Annotated in this window: 6 protein-coding genes; 2 read left to right on the forward strand and 4 right to left on the reverse strand. The window is 69.9% G+C overall.

The annotated features are described in order from the left end of the window. On the forward strand, window positions 1-895 hold an 895-nt coding region (locus tag U9977_RS25180), incomplete at its 5' end, for a YcaO-like family protein (RefSeq protein WP_322751768.1). 20 nt (window positions 896-915) lie between these two features. After that, complete coding sequence (locus U9977_RS25185) at window positions 916-2,646, forward strand: SagB family peptide dehydrogenase (RefSeq protein WP_322751769.1); 1,731 nt, start codon at window positions 916-918, stop codon at window positions 2,644-2,646. Here U9977_RS25185 and U9977_RS25190 read toward each other — a convergent pair. The 4 genes from U9977_RS25190 to U9977_RS25205 form a co-directional block, all read right to left on the reverse strand. Further along, the gene (locus U9977_RS25190; RefSeq protein WP_322751770.1) at window positions 2,615-3,220 is read right to left on the reverse strand and encodes a response regulator transcription factor; all 606 of its coding nucleotides are present in this window, start codon (window positions 3,218-3,220) and stop codon (window positions 2,615-2,617) included. The genes U9977_RS25185 and U9977_RS25190 overlap by 32 nt on opposite strands. Continuing rightward, a complete protein-coding gene (locus U9977_RS25195) occupies window positions 3,217-4,392 on the reverse strand; it encodes a sensor histidine kinase (RefSeq protein ID WP_322751771.1) in 1,176 nt (391 codons plus the stop codon). The genes U9977_RS25190 and U9977_RS25195 overlap by 4 nt, the downstream gene beginning before the upstream one ends. A 572-nt stretch (window positions 4,393-4,964) precedes the next feature. Then, window positions 4,965-5,297 (reverse strand): hypothetical protein, encoded by a 333-nt coding sequence (locus tag U9977_RS25200; protein WP_322751772.1) that lies wholly within the window; start codon window positions 5,295-5,297, stop codon window positions 4,965-4,967. An 81-nt stretch (window positions 5,298-5,378) separates the two neighbouring features. Next, window positions 5,379-5,803: aminotransferase class IV (locus tag U9977_RS25205; protein ID WP_322751773.1), on the reverse strand; the 425-nt coding region annotated here is incomplete at its 5' end.

Raw genomic sequence — 5,803 nt, forward strand, 5'->3', positions numbered from 1 at the left:
ACTGGACCCCGACACCCCGATCGAGTGGTCGCCGGTCTGGTCGCTCAATGGTGGCGGACAGCGCTGGCTGCCGACGTCCTACCTCTATTACGGCTATCCGCAGCGCGGTGGCGGAGTGTACGCCGTCGCCGACTCCAACGGCAACGCCGCCGGGACGAGCCGTGAGGACGCCGTCCTGCAGGGCTTTTTCGAGCTCGTCGAACGGGACGCCGTCGCATTGTGGTGGTACAACCGCGTCCAGCGTCCCGCGATCGACCTCGACGCCTTTGCCGAGCCGTGGATCGACCGGATCCGGGAGCTCTACGCGGGGCTGGCCCGTGAGGTGTGGGCGCTCGATCTCACCTCGGACTTCGGCATCCCCGTGGTGGGCGCTGTGTCGCGCCGCACCGACAAGCAGGCCGAGGACATCCTCGTCGCCTTCGGTGCGCACCTCGACCCACGTATCGCGCTGCTGCGGGCGCTCACCGAGATGAACCAGTTCCTGCCGGCGGTGCTTCCCATCGGATCGGACGGCAGCGGAACCTACGGCGCGTACGACCCCGAGCAGGAATGGTGGTGGCGCAACGCGACCGTGGCGGAGGCGACCTATCTGCGGCCCGATCCCCGGACCACGCCGTCCGGTCCGGGGCGCTGGCCCGCGTTGGCTCATGACGATCTTGCCGACGACCTCGCCCTGGCCGAACGACTGGTGACCGAACGTGGTATGGAGATGCTCGTCCTGGATCAGACCCGTCCGGATATAGGGCTCCCGGTGGCCAAGGTGATCGTCCCGGGCATGCGGCACTTCTGGGCCAGATTCGCGCCGGGACGGCTCTACGAGGTGCCGGTCGGGCTCGGCTGGCTGGCCGCTCCCACGCCGGAGCACGACCTCAACCCAGTTCCGATGTTCATTTGACCGGGGACGAAGGACCAATGATGAGCGTAACCGGGACGATTGACCCGGCACTCGGCTGTGCTGGTTGGCTGTACCTGTCCCTACGCGCTGACGCCGACGTGGTGGCCGACGGCGCCGACCTGGTGATCGGTGGGTCGGCGAAGGCGGTGCGGGTCCGTCGGCCCAGCCCCGGCCTGGCTGGCGCACTGCGGATGCTGGTCACCGATCCGGTGCTACCCGCGACGCTGGTCGCCACCGTGGCGGCGGGTTCAGCTCCCCTGGTCGCAGGTCCCCTGGTCGCAGCTCCCCTGGTCGCGCCGGGGCAGGCCTGGTCCGACGCCGCCGGCGACCTCGCCCGTCTGCGCCGCGTGCTCGCCGTCCTCGACTCCCTGCTGTGCCGGACCGTGGTCGACACCGGAGCGTCCGGCCGCCGGTTGGTGACCGTTGTTCCGGTCACCGCTGGTGCGGTGCTCGCCGCGGCTGTCCCGACCGCGGCGGGCACGGACGCGGTGGGCGCGGTCGCGTCCGGAGACGTGGGACTGCGGGACGGTGTGCGCCTGTCCCGCTTCGCCTACCTCAGGCGGCCGGATGTGACCACGGTCGGCGGGCGGGGTGGCGGCCGGGGCCTGCTTGTGCTTGAGAGCCCGCTGGCCGCGTTCCGCGCGGTGCTGCACTGCCCGGGTGTCGCCGCGATGGTCGCGGCCGGACCCGCCGACGGTGGCGGGCTCAGTCCGTCCTCGGCGCGGCTCGTACTGGACCTGCTCGTTGCTGCCGGACTGCTCGTCGCCGCCGGAGCCGACCCCGCCGGACAGTCCGATTCCGGCCAGTCCGCCGGTCAGCAGGCGGCCGAGGACGACCCGGACTCGCCGCTGGGCCTGTGGGACTTCCACGATCTGCTTTTCCACTCACGAAGCCGCCCGGGCCACAGCGACCAGCCGATCGGCGCCTATTTCCGGCATGCCGCCAGCAGCCCTGAGCCTCCGCCACTGCCGATTGCCCCGTCCCAGCCACCCGGGGATGGCGGGGATGGCGGGGATGGCGGTCACGGTGCGGAGCAGCTGATCGAGTTGGTGGCGCCGTCGTGGCCGGATGTGCTCGCCCGTGATGCCACGCTTACGGATGCGCTTGAGCGGCGCCGCTCGGTCCGTTCCTACCCGCAGGAGCCCATCACGCTGGCCGAGCTGGCCGAGCTGCTCTACCGGACCGCGCGGGTCCGCGGTCTGACCCCGGCGACGGTGGGGGTCGCCTACACGGCGGTGGATCGCCCCTACCCGGCGGGCGGTTCCATGGGCGAGCTGGAGCTGTACCTTTCAGTCGCGCGTTGTGACGGACTCGCGGCAGGGGTGTACCACTACGATGCCGCCGGCCACCGGCTACGGCTTCTCGACACCGCCGACGCCGATCGGCGGGCACTGCTCGCCGGTGCCGTCGCGGCCACCGGAGGCGCGGTCGAACCCCAGGTGCTGGTCACAATCACCGCACGTTTCGCCCGGATGGCCTGGAAGTACAGCGGCATCGCGTACGCCACGACGTTGAAGCAGGTCGGCGCTCTGTATCAGACCATGTACCTGGTGGCCACGGCCATGGGGCTGGCCCCGTGCGGGCTGGGCAGCGGGGACACGGCGCTCGCGGCGCGGGCCTTCGGCACCGAGTGGACGGCTGAGTCCTCGGTCGGCGAGTTTCTTCTCGGCAGCCGCCCGGCCGGCGTGGCGGCCGGGCCCCATGCGTTCGCCGATGTGGTCAGATCCAGCCGTGTGCCCGCGCGATGTTGACCGCGTCCAACCGGTTGCGGGCGTTGGTCTTGCTGATCGCCGCTGAAAGGTAGTTGCGGACCGTGCCGGCGGACAGGAACAGGGTCCGGGCGACCTCGTTGACCGTCGACCCCTCCGCGATGTGCGCAAGGACGTCGAGCTCCCGGCGGGTGAGCGTGCAGTCGGGCACCGCGATCGTCTGGGCCGCCAGGTCGGTGTCGATGGCCCGCTCGCCGACGCTGACCCGGCGGACAGCGGAGATCAGTTCGTCGGCCTGCACGGTCTTCTGGAGGAAGCCGAGCGCTCCGGCTGCCAACGCCCGCCGCAGGACCGCCGGGCGGCCGAGGTTGGTGAGGATGAGTACCCCGGTTCGGGGATGCGCCCGCCGCAGCGTGGCGGCGGCGGCGATGCCGTCAAGGACCGGCAGGTCGACGTCGAGGATGGCGACGTGCGGCTCAAGGCGGGCGACCGCCGCGACGATCTCGTCCCCACGGGACAGCTCGGCGACGACCCGGACGTCGTCCTCCAGCGAGAGCAGCGCCACCAACGCACTGCGAATGAGATCATGATCTTCGGCTAGTACAACGTCGATCATCCGGTCACTCCGGGTAGGGAGACGGGCCGGACGCCGCTCTCCGGCCCGACCGGCTGGCTGCCCGGCTCAGGCCCAAGCGCGGCCGGCCGATTGGTGCGGGCCGCGTCCAGCGGGACGGTCACCGCGAGCTCGAAGCGTCCGCCGGGCAGCCGCCGACGGTCCACCCGTCCGCCGGCTGCCGCCAGCCGGCCGGCCAGCCCCTCCAGGCCCGCGCCCGGGGCGAGATCGGTCAAACCAGGCGCGCCGGCGCCGTCGTTGGTCATCGTCATGGTGATGTCGCCGTCGGCCCGGTGGAACGCGACATCGAGAACGGCGGGTCGACTGTGGCGCAGCATGTTCGTCGCGCCTTCCCGGAACGCCCAGGCCAGCAGCTCGCGGGGGCTGTCGGCCAGTTCCGTCGGGACGGCCCTGACATGCCAGCCGATCCCCAGGTCGGTCAGGACCTTGCCGACGTGTTCGATCTCGACATCGAGCCGCAGGTGCCACCTGCGGGAAGCCAGGTCGCGGACGGCGCGCAGGGAGTCACGGCAGATCGAGGTGAGGCCCGCCAGCTCCCTGTGCAGCGCCGGGATGTCGCTGTCGGCCAGCCGACTGGCCAGCTCACTCTTCAGAGTCACCACGGTCAGGCTGTGCCCGAGCAGGTCGTGGATGTCGCGGGCCAGGTGCTGGCGTTCGACCGCCGCGGCCGCGTGCGCGAGTGCACTGTGTTCGACATCGGTCACAGCGATCTGCCGCTCCAGCGAGGTGATCGCGAGGGCCGCCACCGCGACGAGCACCGTGAGCTCCCCGACGCCGAGGGCGGCAACGGCGGAGCCGTGCAGCGCGCCGGCGGTTGCGGTACCGGCGGCCAAGACGCCCGCGGCCGGTCCGGCCCACCGGCGTGGGACGTCCCCGAGCGCGAACGCGGCGAAGACGGGTAGCTCGAGTGCGGGGCCACCCCATCCGAGGGCCATAGTGAGCGCGGCTGCGCCGGCTGTGCATCCAAGCCAGAACGGGCCACCGCCGAGCAGGGTACGGGCCTGCAATGCCGTGAACAACACCAGGCCCGCGAGGCCTGCGAGCAGTAGGCCGATGTGGCGCTGGCGGGCCTCCCCGGCTGCGAGAAGTACCTCCACGTACCCGACGTACCCGACGGTGCCCGCGACGACGCCGTGCCTCAGTCGTCGGACCACCCGGCCACTACCCCCTACTCGCAACTGTCGCGATCGGCTATGAGTAATCAGCTATGAGTAATCAGCTATGAGTGAAAGAAATGGGGTGCCCGCGTGGGTAGGATCGCAGGGAAGGTAGGCTCCACCCGGACGACCGCACACAGACAACCTCGCGCCGACGACGTCATACAGACAACATCGGCCGGACGACATCGCCCCCGTCCGATTGCCGTCCCAAGCCGCCTCCGTCCCCGTACGCGCAACGTGGTTGACTCCTCGTTGCGCGGCACGCTGCCGTCGCGCGAATCCCCGGCGCCGACCGAGGATAACCCCCACCCGACCTGGGCGTCTCTAAAAACTGGCGGGAAATCGGGCGGCGCTGGAGGTTACGGGAGAGAGCCTGGGCCGTTCACGGCCGATTGGTGCGCAGTTTGCCCGACGGGAACGGCCTCGCCGGCGTCGTGCAATCCGCGCACACCGGCGAGGCCGTTACTCCTGAGGAGCCTGTGGCACAACCCCGGGGGGATTAACGGCCTGTTAATCCTTGTGGTGGGATTGTGCTTCATCCGATCAGACGGTAATCATCTGATGGATCATGCGGTGTTGCCTGCCCGTGATGCATTCCCGGGCGTGCCGCTCGGCGGCGTTCCACCGGGTCCGGTGCCCTTCGGTGGCGTGCCGGTCGGTAGCGTCCCGGTCGGCGGCATCCCGGTCGGCATGGTGATCCCGCATGCCTTGAGCGCTGCCTGTACCTCGGCGCCCTCAGCCGGGTTGCCCCGGGCCCCGGCTGAGGGGATGGCCGTCGGGGGAGTGCCGTTGCCGTTCGCCGGTGGCGTCGGTGCGCCGATCCCGGCCTTTGTCAGGCATTCCTGAATCTGATCGCGGGTCTGGCTGCATCGGTTGTTCACGGTGATGTGCGAAAACACAGGGAATTCACTGGTGGGCACAGGATGTGCACAGGTGAATCATGTATGTGGCCGGGTATCGCATCGGCCTTCCGCACACGGTCACAGCGGTTCCCCGGGGATGTCGAGGTACTCCTTGCGCAGTAGTTGGATCACGGGATGATCGCTGGCTGTCACGATGTCGTCGATGGCACTGATCGCGCGCACGCCGATGGCTGCGTTGGTGGCGAAAGCGGCGTGCATGTCGCGAATCGCCGCCAGTCGGACAGGTTGAGTGATGGTCCGCTCATGCGTCCGCTTGAGCAATGTCATGGTCACGCCGGCGAGGCAGTCCGCGTCGGGCCAGATCACCCGGTCACCGTCGAAGAACCCGATGTTCCAGGTAGCACCTTCGGACACGAAGGAGTCCGTATCGGTGAAGAGCACGTCGTCCAATCCGCCCAGCTGCGCGTCGCGGCGATGACGAAGAGGGCCGAATAGCCCTACATGTTTGACGGTCGGCATGTCCCGGCAGTATCGGACCGAGC

This window comes from Protofrankia sp. Cas8 (genome assembly GCF_963555845.1).
Classification (GTDB): domain Bacteria; phylum Actinomycetota; class Actinomycetes; order Frankiales; family Frankiaceae; genus Protofrankia.